Annotated in this window: 14 protein-coding genes; 9 read left to right on the top strand and 5 right to left on the bottom strand. The window is 39.8% G+C overall.

Features of this window, described 5'->3' with window-relative positions:
• Nucleotides 1–20: 20 nt before the first annotated feature.
• The 8 genes from ACST15_RS05260 to ACST15_RS05225 all read left to right on the top strand — a co-directional run bounded on the left by ACST15_RS05260 (nucleotide 21) and on the right by ACST15_RS05225 (nucleotide 9,762).
• Nucleotides 21–1,166: an iron-containing alcohol dehydrogenase gene (locus ACST15_RS05260; RefSeq protein WP_459453637.1), complete on the top strand. Its 1,146-nt coding sequence runs from the start codon at nucleotides 21–23 to the stop codon at nucleotides 1,164–1,166.
• A gap of 3 nt (nucleotides 1,167–1,169) precedes the next feature.
• The gene (locus ACST15_RS05255; RefSeq protein WP_459453636.1) at nucleotides 1,170–1,883 is read left to right on the top strand and encodes a gamma-glutamyl-gamma-aminobutyrate hydrolase family protein; all 714 of its coding nucleotides are present in this window, start codon (nucleotides 1,170–1,172) and stop codon (nucleotides 1,881–1,883) included.
• A gap of 3 nt (nucleotides 1,884–1,886) precedes the next feature.
• Entirely contained in the window at nucleotides 1,887–3,254 is a 1,368-nt protein-coding gene (locus tag ACST15_RS05250; protein WP_459453635.1) for an aldehyde dehydrogenase family protein, read from the top strand.
• A gap of 31 nt (nucleotides 3,255–3,285) precedes the next feature.
• Nucleotides 3,286–5,298, top strand: a complete 2,013-nt coding sequence (locus ACST15_RS05245; protein ID WP_459453634.1) for a beta-L-arabinofuranosidase domain-containing protein — start codon at nucleotides 3,286–3,288, stop codon at nucleotides 5,296–5,298.
• A gap of 310 nt (nucleotides 5,299–5,608) precedes the next feature.
• On the top strand, nucleotides 5,609–6,652 hold the full coding sequence (locus tag ACST15_RS05240) for an NAD(P)-dependent alcohol dehydrogenase (protein WP_459453633.1): 1,044 nt from the start codon (nucleotides 5,609–5,611) through the stop codon (nucleotides 6,650–6,652).
• A 92-nt stretch (nucleotides 6,653–6,744) separates the two neighbouring features.
• Complete coding sequence (locus ACST15_RS05235) at nucleotides 6,745–7,824, top strand: efflux RND transporter periplasmic adaptor subunit (protein WP_459453632.1); 1,080 nt, start codon at nucleotides 6,745–6,747, stop codon at nucleotides 7,822–7,824.
• Nucleotides 7,821–9,080, top strand: a complete 1,260-nt coding sequence (locus ACST15_RS05230; RefSeq protein ID WP_459453631.1) for an ABC transporter permease — start codon at nucleotides 7,821–7,823, stop codon at nucleotides 9,078–9,080. Before ACST15_RS05235 ends, ACST15_RS05230 begins: the two co-directional genes overlap by 4 nt.
• Before the next feature lies 1 nt (nucleotide 9,081).
• Nucleotides 9,082–9,762, top strand: coding sequence for an ABC transporter ATP-binding protein (locus ACST15_RS05225; protein WP_459453630.1), 681 nt, complete (start codon nucleotides 9,082–9,084; stop codon nucleotides 9,760–9,762).
• Here ACST15_RS05225 and ACST15_RS05220 read toward each other — a convergent pair whose 3' ends face one another.
• From ACST15_RS05220 to ACST15_RS05200, 5 genes are read right to left on the bottom strand one after another with little or no spacing between them, the layout of a single operon-like run.
• On the bottom strand, nucleotides 9,763–10,812 hold the full coding sequence (locus tag ACST15_RS05220; RefSeq protein WP_459453629.1) for an acyltransferase: 1,050 nt from the start codon (nucleotides 10,810–10,812) through the stop codon (nucleotides 9,763–9,765).
• Nucleotides 10,799–12,928, bottom strand: a complete 2,130-nt coding sequence (locus tag ACST15_RS05215) for a xanthine dehydrogenase family protein molybdopterin-binding subunit (protein ID WP_459453628.1) — start codon at nucleotides 12,926–12,928, stop codon at nucleotides 10,799–10,801. The genes ACST15_RS05220 and ACST15_RS05215 overlap by 14 nt, the downstream gene beginning before the upstream one ends.
• A 2-nt stretch (nucleotides 12,929–12,930) precedes the next feature.
• Complete coding sequence (locus ACST15_RS05210; RefSeq protein WP_459453627.1) at nucleotides 12,931–13,416, bottom strand: (2Fe-2S)-binding protein; 486 nt, start codon at nucleotides 13,414–13,416, stop codon at nucleotides 12,931–12,933.
• Nucleotides 13,417–13,447: 31 nt separating this feature from the next.
• Entirely contained in the window at nucleotides 13,448–16,531 is a 3,084-nt protein-coding gene (locus tag ACST15_RS05205) for a family 16 glycoside hydrolase (RefSeq protein WP_459453626.1), read from the bottom strand.
• Nucleotides 16,532–16,536: 5 nt separating this feature from the next.
• Nucleotides 16,537–17,793, bottom strand: a complete 1,257-nt coding sequence (locus tag ACST15_RS05200) for a Gfo/Idh/MocA family oxidoreductase (protein ID WP_223143974.1) — start codon at nucleotides 17,791–17,793, stop codon at nucleotides 16,537–16,539.
• 393 nt (nucleotides 17,794–18,186) lie between these two features.
• Here ACST15_RS05200 and ACST15_RS05195 point away from each other — a divergent pair, with 393 nt between their 5' ends.
• Nucleotides 18,187–18,795 carry a cupin domain-containing protein gene (locus ACST15_RS05195; RefSeq protein ID WP_459453625.1) on the top strand — a complete coding sequence of 203 codons (609 nt, stop codon included), beginning with the start codon at nucleotides 18,187–18,189 and terminating at the stop codon, nucleotides 18,793–18,795.
• Nucleotides 18,796–18,877 lie beyond the last annotated feature (82 nt).

Genomic DNA, 18,877 nt, shown 5'->3' with positions numbered 1-18,877 from the left:
CAAGCCTATATTTTAAACACATGTCTTCATCTATTTTACAGTACAATTTCCCAACCACCATCCGTTTTGGTGCAGGTGCTATCAACGAAGTAGCGGATTATTTAATCAAAAATAATCTCCAAAAACCTTTGGTAGTGACTGACCCAGTGGTAGCTGGCTTGGATTTTTTTAAATCCTTCATTCAATCGCTCGAAAAGAAAAATATCTCGGTGGAGGTCTTTTCTCAAATTCATAAAAATCCTGTAAAATCAGACGTTTATTTAGGTGTTGATGCCTATGACGCTAGCCAAAGGGATTCCATTGTAGGAATCGGTGGAGGTGCCGCAATGGACGTAGCAAGAGCCATGGTTTTGCGCGTAAACCATCGAGAAGATTTATTTAAATACGATGACTTAATTGGTGGAGACATCTATGTTACCAACGAAGTCCCTCACTTTATCACCATCCCTACTACGGCAGGTACAGGTTCAGAAGTAGGTCGTAGTGCCATCATTGCTGATGATATTACTCATCAAAAAAAGATTCTTTTTTCTCCGAAATTATTGGCTAAAACCATCTTTGCTGACCCTATGCTTACCATGGATTTACCTCCTGCCGTAACTGCAGCTACGGGTATGGATGCTTTGACACATAATTTGGAAGCCTACATTGCCAAAATGTCCCATCCATTGTGTGAAGGCATTGCCTTGGAAGGTATTTCCTTGATTGCTAAATCCATGGAAAAAGCTGTCAAAAATCCAGACCTTGAATCCAAAAGCAATATGTTGATTGCCTCTTTAATGGGCGCAGTTGCCTTCCAAAAAGGTTTAGGCGTTGTTCATTCTTTGGCACATCCTATGTCCTCTTTATTGGATACGCACCATGGATTAGCCAATGCCGTCAATTTGCCTTATGGCATGAAATTCAATATTTCAGGTTTTGAAGAAAAATTCCGTCGCATTGCACGAACCTTAGAAATTAAGGATGAAAGTGGACAAGGAGTGGTGAATTTTCTGTTTGAATTAAATAGTAAAATTGGTATTCCGCATCAATTACGTGAAGTGGGGGTCAAAGATGAACATATTGAAACCTTAGCTGATTTGGCTATTGCCGACTTTGCTCACCCTAACAACCCAAAACCTGTTAGTCGAGAAGATTTTAAAAACCTGTATTTAGAAGCTCTTTAGGTAATGAAAATTCGTTTGGGCATAAGTTATAGTAGTACCAATTTCCAGAATTACCTCCGCTGGTTTGACCCGGAGGTAGATGCAGGGAAAGTGGAACTAATTGAACTGAAAGCTGGAAAAAGTACTGATTCCGATTTCGCTTTATGTGATGGATTTGTACTGAGTGGAGGTTGTGATATTGACACCTCGTTGTACCAAGGGGCAATCGATTACCCGCACAAACCCGAAGAATTTGAAACCGAACGAGATTATTTTGAAGGATCCATCTACAGGTATGCCAAAGCTCATCACAAAGCATTGTTGGGGATTTGTCGGGGCATGCAACTTGTCCAAGTTATCGAAGGAGGAAAGCTCATTCAAGACTTGGGAGAAGAGGCCAATGGAGTACATAAAAAGGCAGGAAATACAGATAGAAAACATTCCATCCAGATTAATGGAGATAGCCTGTTAGCGAACATTAGTCGACTTAGCCAAGGAGAAGTCAATTCGGCCCATCATCAAGCTATTGACCCAGCACAATTAGGTAATAATCTTATGATTTCCGCTTGGGCACCTGAAACGAATAGCCCAGAGGCATTGGAATACCTTCATAAACAAGATCATGCTTTTATGCTTTGTGTACAATGGCATCCAGAACGCATGGAAGAAAAGGAGAAAAGTCCTTTATCTGAAAACATTAAACAATCATTTTTATCCGCGATCATTCATTCATTATAAGCTATGCAAGTTATTAATCCCGCCACGGAACAAGTTATTCAAGAATTAAGGGAAGATTCCTCAACTTCTTTGGCACAAAAATTTGGTTTATTACAAGCAGGTCAACAGGCTTGGGCTGCCCAATCATTGTCCGAACGCATCAAAATTGTGCTCAAATTTTCAGCACTTTTAGAAGAAAACAGGGAAGAGCTGGCCGCTATTTTAAGTTCTGAAGTGGGTAAACCGCTACAACAGTCACGCAATGAAATCAATGGGGCAAGAGCCCGAATCCAATGGCTTTGTGAACATGCCACAGCTTATTTGAAGGAAGAAATCATGTCAGATAGTTCAGGGATGCTAGAGAAAATTGTCTATGAACCATTGGGGGTCATTTGCAACATATCTGCTTGGAATTATCCCTATTTAGTAGGGACTAATGTATTTGTTCCGGCTCTTTTAGCCGGAAATGCAGTAATGTATAAACCTTCTGAATATGCAAGCTTAACCGGCATTGAAATTGCCAAATATTTCCATGCAGCTGGTGTACCTGAAGAGGTATTCCAATTAGCCATCGGAGCAGGTGCGGTAGGTGCAAGCCTTTTAGATATGCCTTTTAATGGTTATTATTTTACAGGGTCTTACCAAACTGGACAAAAAATATACACGCAAGTAGCCCATAAGATGGTCCCTGTTCAATGTGAATTAGGGGGTAAAGATCCATTATATGTAACCGATGAAGTGACAGACTTAGCAGGCATAGCGGCAGGAACAGCGGATGGCGCTTTTTATAATAATGGACAAAGTTGCTGTTCGGTAGAACGTATTTATGTGCATGAAAAAGTATATGATGCCTATGTTTCTGAATTTGTGAAAGAAGTAAAATCCTGGAAAATAGGCACCCCTACGGAAGAAGGAGTTTATTTAGGCCCCCTTTCTAGAAAAGCACAAATTGCCCTTTTGGAAAATCAAGTAAAGCAAGCCGTGGATTTAGGAGCTAAAATACTAACAGGAGGCAAAGCCATCCCTGGTAAGGGTTACTATTTCGAACCAACCGTTTTAGTGGATGTAAATCACCAAATGGACGTCATGAAAGAAGAATCCTTCGGCCCTATTATTGGTATACAAAAAGTCAAAGATGATGAAGAAGCCATTGCCTTAATGAAAGACACGGCCTATGGACTAACCTCTTCGGTGTATAGTGTTAATGAAAGTAGAGCCCAGCACATTTTAGCACAAATGGATTCAGGTACTGCCTATTGGAATTGCTGTGACCGCGTAAGTGCTGCGTTGCCTTGGAGTGGTCGCAAGCATTCTGGTTTCGGTGCTACGCTTTCCCATCAAGGTATTCGCGCCTTTACCAAGACTAAGAGTTATCATTTACGACAGCCTTAATAGGACTAAATAAACACAAAACCTCGAACCTATGAAAACGTCCATTTCCCTTGCCTGTTTGCTTTTGTTAGTTGGCATACATGGAACTTTGACAGCTCAAAAATCTGCGCTTAATCCATTAGCTTATGAAGAAATTCCATTGGGAAGCATACGACCAACAGGATGGCTGAAGCAACAAGTAGATTTGATGGTTAAAAATTCCACTGGGCATTTGGATGAAAATCATAAAAAAATTAAAACAGATAATGGCTGGTTAGGAGGAAAAGGAGATGATTGGGAGGAAACTCCCTATTGGTTGGATGGCGCCCTACCTGCGGCCTACTTAAGTGGTGACTCTGTACTCATCAAAAAAGTGCTGAATTATGTCCATTGGACCTTAACCCACCAAAGGCCTTCTGGTTTCTTTGGGCCCTACAGCAAATACGAAAAGGAAACGGGCAAAATGGCTGAGACAGGTGACCAAGCTGCCGATTGGTGGCCAAGAATGGTCATGTTAAAAATTTTACAACAATATTATCAAGTTAGTGGAGATCCAAGGGTGATTCCATTCATGACCAAATATTTCCAATTTCAAATAAAGAATTTGAAAAATACGCCTTTGGTAAAATATACCGAATGGGCACAATCCAGAGGCGGAGATAATTTGATGGTGGTCTATTGGCTGTACCGACAAACCAAAGCTCCTTTTCTCTTGGAATTGGGTGATTTGATTTATTCTCAAACGACCAATTGGACAGATTTATTAGGAAAAAGAGATTGGGCCATTCAGGCGGCCTATCAGCAAAACGACCAGCGATGGATGGACCGTCATGCCGTTAATGTGGGTATGGGAATCAAATTACCTGCGATTTATTCTCAAGCCAAAAAAGACCCCTATTATTTACAAGCACTTAAAACAGGCTTTCGTGACTTAATGACCTTGCATGGACTTCCTCATGGTATGTTTTCAGGAGATGAAGATTTACATGGCAACGATCCCATTCAAGGTACAGAATTATGCGCTACTACCGAAACCATGTTTTCTTTGGAACAAATCATCTCGATTACTGGGGATACCGAATACATGGATGCCTTAGAACGTATGACATTCAATGCCCTTCCTGCCCAAATAACGGATGATTTTAATGGGAAACAGTACTTTGGAATGGCTAATCAAGTGGAAGTTAAAAGAGGGGTTTACAGCTTTTCTTTGCCCTTTTGGAGAGGTATGAATAATGTGTACGGACCCTATAGTGGCTATACTTGCTGCACGGCCAACATGCACCAAGCTTGGCCTAAATACATGTCGCACCTTTGGTATAGAACTAAGGAAGGAGGCTTTGCCGCTCTGATTTACGGCCCCAATAAGCTAAGCACTACCGTGAACAAAGGTATCAAAGTTCAGATAGAGGAACGTACCAATTATCCTTTTGAGGACCAAATTCAATTTTTGATTCAACCAGAAAAGAAAGTTACATTCCCTATGGAATTCCGAATTCCATCTTGGTGTGAAGAAGCCATTTTACTGGTAAATGGAAAAGAAGTTTTGCGAGAAAAAGGTGGTAAAATAACCAAAATAGCTAGAGAATGGACCCCTGGTGACCAAGTTACCTTACAATTTCCCATGAAAATCAGAACACAAAATTGGGGTAAAAATTCCCGTTCTGTGGAGTATGGTCCACTCATCTTTGCGCTTAAAATTCAAGAAGAATTTCAGAAGCAGGTTCATCCACAAGAAGGTGAGTATTATGAGATCCTACCTAAAAGTGACTGGAACTTTGCCCTCTTGAAGAAATTTGTGGAAAAACCAGTAGAACATGCCACATTAATTAAAAAGCCCTTCCCGAAGGATTTTCTCTGGAATCAAGCCAGCGCACCCATGGAAATCACCTTAGAAGGCAAAAAACTTCCGGATTGGAAAACAAATGCGGGAGTAGCCTACCAACCTGTAACTACCCGAAATGGGGATTACTTGGGACCAAGTGAAGAAAAAACAGAAAAAATCACCTTGATCCCCTTTGGATTTACGCGTTTGCGCATAGTCGCATTTCCAGTAGTGAAATAAAATAATCAGGTTGATGATAATATTTAAAAACAGGTTAAGACATTGAGAATTTCAACCTAGATTTGTAATAAAATCAGTTTTTATTCAAGTATCATAACAGTTTAGGTGATTATCAGTTTAAAAGCAAAATAGCTTTGACAGTTTGACAGCTTTGACAACAGCTTTGTCAAATTTTTAAAATTTGACAAAGCTACTGCAAGCTACAGCAAACTACAGCAAGCTAAAGCAAGCTTAAGGAAGCACAAGGAAGAAAACTAAACCAAACTAAAGCCATCATTAAATTTAAATACCCCTTTAAAACAATATTCCCATGAACCCAGTAAAAAGTTACGGCGCAGTTAATAAAGATTCAGCCATTGCTCCCATGCAAATTGAACGTAGAGAATTAGGCGCTCATGATGTTTCCATTGATATTTTATATTGCGGTGTTTGTCATTCAGATATTCATATGGCTCGCTCCGAATGGGGTCCATCGGTATACCCGATTGTTCCTGGCCATGAAATTGTAGGCATAGTCAAGGCTGTAGGTGCTGAGGTTACTCAATTTAAAGTAGGTCAAACGGCTGGAGTTGGTGTATTCGTAGACTCCTGTAGAACCTGTCCTTCATGTCAAGGCGGTCAAGAACAATATTGTGACAACAACTTCACTCCTACCTACAATGGGTTTGAAAGAGATGGTAAAACGCCCACATTTGGTGGCTACTCATCCAACATCGTGGTCGATGAAAAATACACCTTGCACATCCCATTTACGGATCATTTAGCTCAAGTGGCCCCATTATTATGTGCCGGCATCACGACCTATTCTCCACTTAAATTTGCTGGGGTAGGAAAAGGACATAAAATAGCCGTTTTAGGTTTAGGGGGCCTTGGACACATGGGCGTAAAATTTGCCGTAGCCATGGGTGCAGAAGTGACCATGTTAAGTACTTCCCCTTCCAAAAAAGCAGATGCCAAAAGATTAGGAGCTCATCATTTTGTTTTGTCAACCGACAAAGAAGAAATGAAAAAACTTAACAATTCTTTTGATTTTATATTGAATACCGTGGCAGCGCACCACAACATGAATGCCTTCCTAAACTTATTAAAATTAGAAGGTAAAATGCTGATAGTAGGCATTCCTCCAGAAGATCATCGAATTGCGGCTGCCAGTTTGATTTCCAAAAGAAGAAGCATCATAGGCTCCAACATTGGTGGCATTGCTGAGACTCAAGAAATGTTGAATTACTGTGCAGAACATAACATCTTGTCTGACATCGAATTGATACCGATGAATCAAATCAACGAAGCTTATGAGCGAATCATTAAGTCAGATGTCAAGTATCGATTTGTTATCGATATGAAGACCATTTAATACACCGCATTGAAAAGAGCTTAGCCAACACTAAGCTCTTTTTTTATGATGATTCTCATAAATTAGCCCGTAACTATTTAGTAAATTGTGGAATGAAATGGATTTATCTATCGCTATTCCTTCTTACAATAAGTGCTTGTAAGAAAAATGAAGAAACTACTTTTCCCAGTGAAGGACCAATTTCCGAGTCTGTTTACGCTTCGGGAACATTAAAAAGTCAGGACCAATACCAGGCCTTTGCCCCAGTCAATGGAATTATTGAACAAGTATTTGTACAAGAAGGCGATAGCGTCAAGATAGGAGATCCCATCCTTGCAATTTCTCACGTAACTCAGCAATTGAACCAAGAAAATGCTGCCTTAGCAGCCAATTTTGCTGATTCCAAGAATAATCAAAGCAAGATATATGATGCTGAATTATTTATAGATTTAGCCAAAAATAAATGGAGAACAGACTCTACTCTTTTGGTGCGTCAAAGGAATTTGTGGAAACAACAAATAGGCACTCAAGTAGAATTAGAACAAAGGGAATTAGCGTATGAAAACTCCAAAGCAGCTTATTTGTCCTCGATTTTAAAATTGAAAGAATTAAAGCGTCAAATTCAGTTTACTGCCAATCAATCCAAAAAGAATTTATCCATTTCAAAACAACAGAGTGAGGATTTTACCGTCAAAAGTAAAGTTAATGGCATCGTATATGATGTGTTAAAATCCAAAGGAGAAATCGTTAGTCCTCAAACTCCATTGGCCATAGTAGGAAACCCTTCTCAATTCGTTTTGCAGATGCAAGTGGATGAGGAGGATATATTCAAAGTCAAATTGGGATTACCAGTCCTATTAACATTAGATGCCTACAAGGGACAGGTATTTGAGGCGAAGGTCAGTAAAATTTATCCCATCATGAATGAAAGGAGCAAGACTTTTTTAGTGGAAGCTCAATTCACTCAAAAACCAGCGAATTTATTTCCGAATGTCACCTTTGAAGCCAATATCATACTTTTCAAAAAAGAAAAATCGCTTTTAATTCCAAGAAATTACCTCATCAAAGACAGCTTAGTGATCAAAGCCTCAGGAGATACCATTTTAGTAAAAACGGGATTAAAAGATTTTAAAAAGGTGGAAATATTGGGTGGCCTTAGCGCACAGGATGAAATCAAAAAGCCTGGCAAATGAACATTAAATTAATTCAAAATATTGCCATTTCTTTACTTTTAGCACGATGGAGGCAAACTTTAGTTGCGGCTATTGGGGTTACTTTTAGTATCACCATGTTTATTACGCTCTTAAGTTTCATGTCGGGTCTAAATGATTTATTGGATGGCCTAATTTTGAACCGTACCCCACATGTGAGATTATACAAAGAAATCAAAGCTTCTGATCAACAACCCATTGATGTACATTCAAAAAACACCAATCAATACAATTTCATTCGTTCCATCAAGCCTAAATCCGAAAGGCTAGAAATACAAAATAGTGCCGCCATCATAAAAAACTTAAAGACGGATCCTCGGGTACTAGGTATAGCTCCTAAAGTAACTGCTCAGGTATTTTATAATGTGGGGGTCATTGAGATTACTGGAGTTATTAATGGAATAGATCCAGAGGCTGAAAACAAACTTTTTTTCTTCAATGATTATGTCACAGAAGGCAATTTCATGGACCTCAAAAACATACCCAACAGCATCATTTTAGGCAAAGGCGCTGCAGAAAAAATGTTGGCTCAAATAGGGGATGTAGTCCAAATCACCTCCAGCAAAGGAGAAAGAATTTCCCTGAAAGTCGTCGGATTTTTTCAATCTGGCTTACAGGATTTGGATAATGTTCAAAGCTATGCCTCCATCTCCACCACTCAAAAACTATTGGGAGAATCCAATAATTACATCACCGACTTACAAGTGAAGTTAAATGATATTTTAATGGCGCCGGATGTAGCCAAAGAATACCAGCGCATTTATGAAATTCAGGCCATTGATATTCAAACAGCCAATTCTCAATTTGAAACAGGTAGCTCAGTCAGAAGCCTAATATCCTACGCGGTTGGGATTACATTATTGATAGTGGCAGGCTTTGGAATATACAATATCCTAAATATGATGATTTACGAAAAAATGGATTCCATCGCCATTTTGAAAGCCATCGGATTTTCAGGAAAAGATGTCAACCGTATTTTCATCTTAATAGCCTTAAGTATTGGCATATTTGGTGGAATACTAGGCCTTTTAGGAGGCTTTGGCCTATCTGCCATCATTGATCAGATTCCATTCAATACCAGTTCATTGCCGACAGTTAAAACCTATCCGATAAACTATAACCCGAGGTATTATTTGATTGGAACTGTTTTTGCTATCATCACAACCTACCTAGCTGGTTATTTTCCATCCAGGAAAGCGAGTAAAATAGACCCTGTCATCATCATAAGAGGAAAGTAGCATGAGCCAAATCATTTTAGAAGCCCAGGGAATAAGCAAAAGCTTTCATGATCCTGTCACCATACCAGTACTAAAGGACATTTCATTTACTTTAATGAAGGGCGAATTTGCCTCGATTATTGGTAAGTCGGGATGTGGAAAATCTACCCTTTTGTACATCCTTTCCACGATGGACACAGATTATGAGGGAAATCTCATCATCGACGAGGTTTCCATGCAAGGAAAAAATGAAGGGGAATTGGCCGTAGTAAGGAATGAAAAAATTGGCTTTGTTTTCCAATTTCATTACCTACTCAATGAGTTCTCCGTATTGGAAAATATAATGCTACCCGGGCAAAAATTGGGAAAATATTCTCCTAAGGAAATCAAAGAAAGAGCATACCAAAAGTTGAAAATTCTAGGTATCGAAAACGAAGCTTTAAAAAAGCCCAACCAATTATCGGGCGGTCAAAAGCAACGTGTAGCTATTGCTAGAGCATTAATCAATGATCCATTAATCATCATGGGTGATGAGCCAACAGGGAATTTGGACAAAAAAAACAGTGAAATAGTTTTTGATATTTTTAAAGAATTAGCGGATGTCTACGGTCAATCTTTGCTTATAGTAACCCACGACAACGAGTTCGCTTCTAGGACAGAACGCATCATAGAAATGCAAGATGGAGCAATTCTCCGTATGTGATTATCCAGCTAGCCTTGATCCCCCAGGAATCTTTCTCAATAGCCAAACAATAGTACCCGAAATCAACAAACAACTAAAGGCTGTCAATGGAATTCCTATACTAGGATGTACCAATTTATAATGTATCCCAATTTTAGCGATATAGAATAAGACCAAAATATGGACCAAATATATTCCATAGCTATGCGAACTAATCCATTCTCGCAAAGGAACTAACCTGCGAATCTCAAAGGGAAAATACTTACACAACAAGAATAATCCCGCAGTAGACAATACTACGGAAGGTGAAAAATTGGCATAAAGCAATCCGTAAAATTTCCCATCACGCAGCGATAATTGATAAGTGCCCAACAAGGTCCAAGCTGTTCCAATAACGAATAAGGCAATGGCCCAGAAACGTATTTGAACTAGATGATCAAAGTCTTTATGGCGCAAATAATAACCCAATACCAAATAACCTAGGTAGCCAGTAAAATAAGGCAAAGGCACAGGAGATTCTAAAATTGGAAAATGAGGGTTATTGAAAACTATGGTCAGCAACCATATTCCTAAAAAGTATTGAATTTGACGTTCTGAAGCCTGTCGAATCCAAGTTCCGATAATAGGAATAAATAAATACAAGCCAATGACCATGTACACATACCAAAAGTGATATGAACCTCCGGTAAAGTATTGTTGACCTATCCAACGAATTAATTCCTCCAAGGAATGAAAAGCTTTTCCTCTTAACCGAACCGCCCAATTGAAATACACGAAAAAGATATTCCAAAATAAGAAAGGAACAACTATTCTCTGAAAGGACTTAGCGATAAAAGACCCGTAGGGTTCTCCTTTCCCAAGCACCAAAGCACCTGTTAACATAACGAAAATAGGCACAGCAAAACGCATGCAGCCATTGTAGACATTGGCATTCCACCATAAAGCATCAGGAACACGATGAAAACTCAGCAGCAAATTTGCTGCTGAGTGTATCAAAATCACTGCTAGAGTCGCAATGACACGTAAATTTGTTAACCAAATAATGGGGCCACTGGCCTTAGAGATTTGCATTGTCGGGACCTGCAAAAGGTTGACGATACAAGCGTTTCTTGGTAGCTGCAAACAAGGCATTGGCTACCGCTCCACCCGTAGGAGGTAAAGCTGGCTCACCTAATCCAGTAGGTGCAATGCCATTATTCACAAAATGAGCCTCCACAGTTGGAATTTCATTTCCCCGAATCAATTTATATGTATCAAAGTTCTTTTGCTGAGGAACTCCCTTATCAAAACTCAATTTGCTGTACATAGCATGACCATAACCATCTATGATTCCCCCAATCACTTGGTTTTCAGCTCCCGAACGGTTGATCACTTCTCCACAATCTGTCACGGCAGTAACGTGTGTTACCTTCGCTTCTCCATCCACTATTTTGGCCTCTGCAACTTGTGCCACATAGGAAAGATGTGAGAAATACACACTGAATCCTTGGTGGACATTCGGACCTTTCTTACCCCATTTAGCCTTTTCAGCTACTTGCTTAATCACTTCAATGAAACGATCGGGTTCGTATGTGATTTTTCCAACTGGATTCGTTTTCACTTTTTGAAGCCACTCTAAACGCATTTGAATTGGATCTTTTCCAGCTGCTAAGGCTACTTCGTCTAAAAATGATTGCTCAGCTGATGCCAAAAAGTTGGTAATGGGTGCACGCCAAGGACCCGTGGTTATGGCAGAATTATAATTGAATGACTCAATTAGAACATTGTCAATGGCCCCCACAGGGAAATTATCTTGTCTAGTACTATTACCCGCATTTAAACCAACTCCACGTAGGTAGAAGGCCGTCATTTCACCTTTCTCATTTAAACCCGCCTTGAAATGATATCTTACTGCCGGACGATAAATACCTCCAGTCATATCATCTTCGCGCGTCCACATGACTTTAACAGGCATTTTAATGATACTTGAGAGCTCGGCAGCTTCTAAGGCATAATCATTATTTAATCGGCGACCGAAACCACCTCCCATTTTAGTCAATTCTACCTGAACAGTATTTTCCGGTACACCCAAAAGTGTTGCTACAGCTTTCTGCGCAGATTGAGGAACTTGAGTGGGTCCAGCCAATAAAACAGAACCCGGGCGAACATCCGCAAAGAAGTTCATAGGCTCCATAGGTGTATGTGACAAGAATGGACATTCATAGGTAGCTTCAATTACTTTAGCTGCTTTAGCTATGGCTGCATGAAAATCACCGTCCTTCCGCTCAACCTTGGCTTTGTCGGTCTTCATACCTTCATCAAACCACTTTTTATGCGTACTGTCACTCTCTAAATTACTCGTATCTGAATAGGTGCAGGCCAATTTTTTTCTGGCTTGCATGACCTCCCAAGTAGATTTACCTACTACAGCCACTTTATTTTTGAAAGAAACCACATCAATGATTCCTGGCATCTTTTTAACTTCTGCGGCATCAAAAGAAACCAGCGTAGAACCAAAAGCTGGAGGGCGTACGATTTGCGCGACCACCATCCCCGATTTCTGTGTGTCTAACCCATATTGTGGTTTACCTGTCACGACTTTGTAATTATCGACACCTTTGACAAAGCTTCCAATAATTTGGTAATCCGCACGGCTTTTATAACTAACCTCGGCTGGAACCGCTAATTTAGATGCAGCATCAACCAATGCTCCATAGGCCAATTTTTGACCTTTATTGGGTCCTATTACAAATCCTTTGGAGGTTTTACAAGTACTAGCCTCCACACCCCATTGCTGAGCTGCAGCTTGAATTAACATGTGTCTGGCTGTGGCTCCTGCTTTGCGCAAACGCTCCCAGGAATGCTTCAAAGCCCCACTTCCTCCAGTCAACTGACGCTCAAATAATTGAGTATCTAAATTTGCTTGACGCACTTCCACTTGCTTCCAATCCACATCAAGTTCTTCTGCCACCACGATAGGAAATGCCGTTTTGATTCCTTGTCCAATCTCTGGGTTTGGGGAATACAAAATAATTTTTCCTGTGTTTTCGATGGAAAGAAAAGCATTAAAGCGATTGGCATCTAATACCGGATTCATTTGTTGAATGACCCCTGTATTTGCCTTGGATTCAAACCAGTCAAATCCTAAAGAAAAAACGCCACTTAATAAAGCCGTTTTTTGAATAAATGATCTTCTTGTCGTTTTCATCTTTATTTCTTTTTGGTTGAAGTGGACGTAGAAGCAATTTCAGCAGCGCGTTTCACTGCATTATGAATGCGGTGGTAGGTACCGCAGCGACAAATATTCCCAGACATTCCAGCCACGATATCGTCATGGCTAGGTTTTGGATTTTTCTTCAAAAGGGCAGCTGCAGTCATAATTTGACCTGCTTGGCAATATCCACATTGAGGAACATCTAATTCATCCCAGGCAACTTGAACAGGGTGTTCTGCCTTTTCATTTAAACCTTCAATGGTCGTAACCGCTGATTTCCCAACGGCAGAAACAGGCAACACGCAAGAACGCATAGGTTCTCCATCAATCCATACGGTGCAAGCGCCACATTGAGCTATACCACAACCATACTTGGTCCCTACTAGAGATAAATGATCTCTCAGAACCCATAGCAAAGGTGTATTGGGATCTACCTCCACTTTCACCTTTTTACGATTAATCTGTAATTCGATCGACTCCATTGTTAATTGGTTTAAAAAGATAAACGAAATATTATTTACGTTTTTTAGATTTTGTTTCTACTGGAACAAGCTCTTTCACTCGAATGTTTCGGAATTTCAGTTCATTTCCATGACCTAAAAAGCCAATATGCCCTTTGGGATTAAATAATCCTGGATGTTCTTTATGATCTGGGGTTCCACCTTTGGTTGCCTCAGCAATATCCCCATCTAAAATTACCTCTCCATTTAAAATTACCTTAATGTGATTTCCCTCGGCAATTACTTCTTGTTGATTCCACTCGCCTACCGGTTTTAAGAATCCTTTTTTGGCTGGGATAATGCCATACACTGAACCATGATATTGATATGGCTGTAAGTTGGCATATACAGGAGCAGTATTATCCAAAATTTGTAATTCCATACCCACATAGGCAGCATCTCCTGTCAATGGGGCACGAATCCCCAAACCATTGTTTGCTCCAGGAGTTAATTGGAATTCAAATTTAAAATGGAAATTGGCATATTCATTTTTGGTGAACAAATTACCTTTACCGCCACGCTTTGGATAGATCACCAAATTGCCATTTTCTGGTACGTAATCCGTGGTGTTTCCTGTCCACTTAAACAAAGAGGAACCATCAAACAAAAGCTCAAAACCTTGTGCTTTTTCCTCTTCAGAAAGAGTTTGTAAAGGTTGAGGCTCTAATTCTTTGACATAGATATTACGGTAAACAATGTGATTACCATGAGCCTGTAATTCAATCGCATCCTTCACAAAAATCGGGATTTTACGATCCCAATAGTTTTCTAAAATAGTATTATCCACTACCAGTTCACCGTTTAAGTAAACAGTTACACGCTCACCCACCATTTTGATGTAGAATGTATTCCATTCTTCCACTGGGTTATCGGCCACCATTAATGGATTTTTCGCATTGATTTGATTGTTATACAATCCTCCTGAACCTACATTGGCTCCTACTTTTAAAAGAGAAATATCCCAAATTTGAACCTGAGGGGCTCCACGTAAATAAATACCCGCATCACCTGCTTTTTCGATTTTCCAATCTACATACATTTCAAAATCTTGGTAATCTTTTACCGAACATAGGTTATCTCCATGACCTGTGAAATGCAATTCATCATCTTTGGCATACCATCCTTTGCGCATATTTTCATCGGCTTTCACCTGCTTAATCGCTAAACTATCAGCTGACATAGCACGGCGCTTAACTGGATTTTCAACTAATCCTTTCCAGCCAGATAAATCTTTACCATTGAACATAGAATAGAAACCAACTTTATTTCCTAAGGCATCTATGGCCTTTTGAGTAGAAGCTCGTAATTCAGCTGAAGAGATGAAAGGCATAGCTTCCAAGACCCAAGCCTTTGTCATTTGACCTTGTAATGCTGGATTCCCAACAAATAAAGTGGCTAAACCATCGGCAGCGACTGAACGGGCATTGGCTTCTTGTAAACCTATTTGCAAGGTTCTCATGGCAGATAAACTTGGGCAACGACCCAAACCTCTAAACACCAAAGCACGCGTGTCCATATCTTGAGTCAAATCCAACACCTTACGATAACGTAAAATTTGTTGAGTTACATTCTGCGTGGCTTTACCATTACTTTTCACGTATGCCTTGATTGCTTCCAAATTCTTGGTTTTTTTGACCAAGTCGCCTAACCAAACTAATGATTCTGCTTCTGAAACAAAAGGTACCCAGTTCAATTGATTTTTAGCTTTCAGGGCATAAGAATTTACTTTCGTAGCCACGCTTGGATCTAACTTTTGAATTTGAGTAATGCAATTTTGCAAATGCTTTACCTCGCTTTCATTACTAGCACTCGAAAGTTTTTGAGCAATAATATCAAAATCTGCTGCACTTACCCATCGGTATAATACTTGATAAGCTGCAGCGCGGGTAGCCTCATTTGACTGAACTGCATTCCAAACATGTGATTTTATGGCCGGCCATTGACGGTAAGACGCATAAATAATCAACATGGTTTGTTGAGATGCACTGAGTGTAGCATAAGAACCCAGCATTTTTTCAAAAAAGCTATTGGCTGCTAAATTGCTAGCCACCTCTCCTACGGCAATTCCATCTACTTCTGTTGCAGCAGCGGTAGCCCAAACTTTAGCTAAACCTGCATTGCCTTGGATTTTCAATCGAGCAATGGATGCTGCTGTACGAAGAGAAGCATTTTTAGATGCTTCAGCGGTTGAAATTTGAGTTAATGCCCATGCAACTTTAGCATTTCCTGCTGCTTGTACAAAAGAAGTTTTCTTGGCATCGGAAAACTTTCCAAAGGCAGCGGCTATAATTCCAGCATCACTAGTTTTGGCATGCTTAATCAAATGCTTAACCAAATAAGCCTCTAGCTCATTATTGTTTGCTTTGGCAAATGCTCCTAATAAATAAGGAACGGGTGCCTTGGATTTCGACAATAAAACCTCACTCACTTTAATTTGAGAGCCTGCAGGCCAAGAAATTACATTTAACTGACTCAATGCACTAGCATCTTTGGAAGCTTTAACAAAAGACAAATAGGCTTCTAATGCTTGAGTTGGCTCATAAGCTCCATTAGCCTTGGTCGCTTGCTCTTTTAAAATTTTAGCAGCATTGGCTGAGCCTAGGGTCGATATCGCCTTTAAAATCAATTGATTAGTACGTTGATCTGTCGAGGGCCATAAGGCTTCGATGGCTGATCCTGCAGCTTTATAATTGATATCGGTCAAAGCCTGAATCATGTCTTTTTGATAAGCCGCATTACCTTGCTGGAGGGCGGCAATCAGTGCTTTGCCCACTTGATCTTGACCAAATGGTGCCAGTTTAACTAATAAACGGGCAGCGGGTCCAGCCAAATGATTCTTTTGCAAGAATGGAATAATGACAGGAATGGATTCAGCACGAGCAATAGGTTGTAAGGCTAACATGGCAATAGCCTGTGTATTTACATCCGTTGATTCTTGAACAATTTTCAAATTCGCTTGTACTCGAGCCGCACGATCCGCTTCATTGCCTCCCGTCTTTACGGAAATGGCCGTGGGCTGTTTTTGCGCTAACATGGGTACCTGAGCCAGTGCACCAATCAGCAATAAATTAAGTATTGAAGTAGTATATTTTTTCATTTTGATTACATAGTAAATGGTGCACGCATTGGTTGATCAATCAAACGATTGGCCTCTTCATCTCCAACAAACTCTTGTTTTACTGGATCGAATTTCAAGTTTCTGTTTAATCTCATCGCGATTAAACCCATATTGACGATGGTACAAGAACGGTGACCATTTTGATCATTTAAAGCAAAGGTTTTTCTTCCTTTCACGGCATCAACAAAATCTGTTTGCTGAGCAGGAGGCTCAGGGAATTCTGCCAACTTACGTTCCAAATCAGGAATATCCGTCTTAAAACCACGGAATACCTTTCCTTTTGGGCCTTCAATATAAGCCACATTCTCATCTCTACCTTCACCATCTAATACGATTTGACAACCATCAGCGAAAGTATAGGTAATACGGCGGAAAGTGCCCACAGCATCAGCATCCTGAACAGGAGCATCTACTTCGACATAAATCGGACTCGTATCATCTTTTCCTAATAAATATTGCACAGGGTCAATATAATGCTGTCCCATATCGCCTAATGCACCTCCATCATAATCCCAATATCCACGGAAAGTCTGGTGGGTACGATGAACATTATATGGTTTGTAAGGAGCTGGCCCTAACCACATATCGTAATCCAATTCTGCTGGAACTGGCTGTTGGGTTAAACCAGTTTTCCCAACCCAATAAAATTTCCAATCAAAACCTGTATGCCTAGAAATAGTCACTTTCAAAGGCCAACCCAATAAACCTGAATCAACTAATTTCTTGATTGGCTTGATGGTGGTGTTCATCCCATAAAAATTACCCTCAAAACGGAACCAGGTATTTAGTCGGAAGATTCTTCCATGTTGCTGAACTGCTTCTGTTAATCTTTTTCCTTCGCCTATGGTACGCGTCATCGGTTTCTCACACCAAACGTCTTTACCGGCTTTGGCAGCATCGGCAGCAATAATACCATGCCAATGTGGAGGTGTTGCTACATGGACGATATCCACTTCTGGCAATTGAATTAATTCACGGTAGTCGCTAAAGGACTTCACTCCTTTCTCTACCTCATTTAAACCTAATTGTAAATTCTTTTTATCCACATCACATAGAGCTACTACCCTAGTGCCTGCATAAGGAATATGCCCACGACCCATTCCTCCTGTACCAACAATGGCCTTGGTCAATTGATCGCTTGGGGCTAAATAACCCTTACCCAAAACATGACGTGGAACAATACTAAAAGCAGCAAATCCTAATGCGGATTGCCCAATAAATTTTCTCCGAGAGACTTTCATATGATAAATAAGCTTATTGGGACAAGATAGAAAAAAAAAAGCTTTTTCTTGGACTTTACTATCATGGATTTATCCTGAGGAAGAAATTTTACTTTTCCTTGACTGAAATAAGAATTTTGAAAATTTATCAAGAAGAAAATGGAAAGCCTAGCCTAACCAATAATCATGGCAAGCACAATATCAATAAATAGATGAAATAATGCGGAAAAAAAATCGTTGACCGAAGGATCGATTTTCCTTCTTCATACAACGCTGGCAAGGTTCGGAACCTTGACAGCGTTTAGCATTCGGTCAACAATTAGCTAATCACTTGATAATAAATACTTTATAGCATCAATTAAAAAATGCTAAAATTGTCTACATTTGAAAAATACGTTCTATAATTTATATCTCATGAATAGACAAGAATTCCTCCTTCAATCAGGCATACTGACTGCATTAACTGGTATCCCAAGGTCATCTTCGGACCACAATCCAAGTTACACAGACCCATTAAAACCATTTCTTTTGAATCCATTACCACCCTTAGATCATAAAGGTTCCATGGATATTAGAGTTAGAGTTAAGTCTTCCATGACTAACGGAACATATTCTAATGTAGAGTGTGCTGTGGCTCCCAAAACAATGGGGCCTGCGCCCCATATACACAAAGAATTAGATGAGTTAATGTATGTTATTGATGGAACAGCAAGTGTAATTGTAGGAGATGAAATAGTTCAAATAAAGGCTGGAGGCTGGCATTTAAGACCACGAATGATTGAACACACCTTTTGGAATGCCAGTGACAAACCATTATTGTTCTATGATATGTATTTTAATCAACCATTTGAGGAATATCTGGAAATTGTATTCCATCAACTGACTGCAGAAAATGGATATCCCAATGGCTCAGAGGCAAAAGGCAAGCAAATAAGAGCATTACAAGAAAAATTCGGCCTAATGGCTGCACCAAATGCAAATGCCAAAAAATTAGAAATCATGAAAAAATATGATTTAAAATAATCCTCAATTGAAAGGATTATCAATAAATAGATGAAATAATGCGGAAAAAAAATCGTTGACCGAAGGATCTTTACTTCGATTT

The organism is Aquirufa sp. Wall-65K1 (genome assembly GCF_054558475.1).
Note: the sequence above shows the minus strand (reverse complement) of the source record. Positions and strands in the feature narration are given on the sequence as shown.